The organism is Pseudomonas psychrophila, from assembly GCF_001043005.1.
Lineage (GTDB): Bacteria > Pseudomonadota > Gammaproteobacteria > Pseudomonadales > Pseudomonadaceae > Aquipseudomonas > Aquipseudomonas psychrophila.
Window position 1 is genome coordinate 1 of sequence record NZ_JYKZ01000026.1, and the last position, 1560, is coordinate 1560.

Sequence of the window (1560 nt, forward strand, 5' to 3'; positions counted from 1 at the left end):
GGCAGGTTTTCAGCGCCTCAAAACCCCGTTTTTTGTAAAACGCATGCAGTGGAAAGATATCTAAAAACAGCGTGGTATTGCCCAACGCCAGCATGTCGTACACATAGTTGAACTGTTGCTGGATCTGGCCCAACTCATCTCCTTCAAAACGCAGGTCGAAGGGGATGGGGTTGTTGGCATTGGCGACCCGATAACTCGCCAGATTTTTTTGCAACAACTGCACGGTGTCGTTACTGATCAGCGGCTGTGGCCCGCTGAAGCCTCGCGTCAGTGCTTCCATTGCCGCGGTCTCTGCATGGATTTTCTCAATCGAGTCAGCCGCATGCAGCAGCCAGCACCCCACCTGCTTTGAGGCAAACGCTGCGAGCCCGGCCCATTGGAAGCGTGGGTCTTCCAGCCACATGCGGGCATAGGTGGCGTTGATCGCGCGGTTACGCGCTTGGGGGTCGGCAATCAGGATGCCGCCGGGGGCGACGATTTCTTCGGCTGCCCGCTGGTATATTCGCCACAGCCCTTCGCAGGTCAGAACGGGCACTTCGGTGACCGCGGTCATGCAGTCGTAGAGCTCGATGACGCGGGTTTCGCATTCGGAAACAGGCAAGGTGTTGTGAAACAGGCGCTGAGTGTCGCTGGGATGGTCTTTGAAGCACTGAGTCATGGGCGGGCTCCAGGTCGAATGCCGCGACCCTAACAGCCCACCCCCGGGTGTAGATCATCGCCAAAGAAATCCGGACGTGTCCTACTCTGATGAGTCCAGATTCATTACGAGAGATTCGTGCGAAGCGCAGTAAACACAAAGAAACTCCCCAGAACTGGCGGACGGTGAGCGTGTTGGAGCTGTAACCGCGGGCTTGCACTTCTTCAGTGCGCGACGGATCTTTGTGGCGCACATCTCAAGCGACTTGTGCTTTCGGTGACACTGCTCAGTACCAGATTCGTACACGCTTCCCACAAGTGATACCAATGTGCTCAACAGCGGCGGGGTAGACGGCATGCACGCAGGGTTGAGCCTGTTTGTCGAGCATTTAGGCATGGCCCGTCTAGACGCATAGCGACGTCGTTTTCAGATTTTTTTGAATGCGCATTCAAGTTTAGGCATGAGGTTTGCGTTGTCATCGTAAAGCCCCGTACAAACAGGGCGATAACAAGAGCCTGAGCCTGAGGCCAACACCTGCTTTGTGTGAGGAGATACTGCGATGACGTCGTTCAACTCCGGGGCCCAACCCCAGAACCGTGCGCCTCAATCCATCGGTTTTTTGCTGCTGGACAATTTCACACTCATTTCCCTGGCGTCTGCGATAGAACCCTTGCGCATGGCCAATCAGCTGTCCGGCCGCGAGTTGTACCGATGGAGCACCCTCAGCGCGGATGGCAGCCAGGTCTGGGCCAGTGATGGCCTGCAAGTGACCCCCGATGCCAGCATGTACAAGGCTCCGGTGCTGGACATGGTGATTGTCTGTGGAGGTGTTGGCATTCAACGCACCGTCAACCGCGAACATGTGTCATGGCTGCAAAGCCAGGCGCGTCAGTCCCGTCGCTTGGGTGCAGTCTGTACCGGCA

The 1560-nt window shown here is 56.6% G+C and carries 2 protein-coding genes; one reads left to right on the plus strand and one right to left on the minus strand.

What is annotated here, in order from left to right:
* The coding region (locus tag TU76_RS23825) for a DUF2515 family protein (RefSeq protein WP_048352613.1) at positions 1-658 on the minus strand (658 nt) is incomplete at its 3' end.
* Between the two features lie 538 nt (positions 659-1196).
* Here TU76_RS23825 and TU76_RS23830 point away from each other — a divergent pair.
* A partial coding sequence (locus tag TU76_RS23830) for an AraC family transcriptional regulator (protein WP_048352614.1) occupies positions 1197-1560 on the plus strand: 364 nt, incomplete at its 3' end.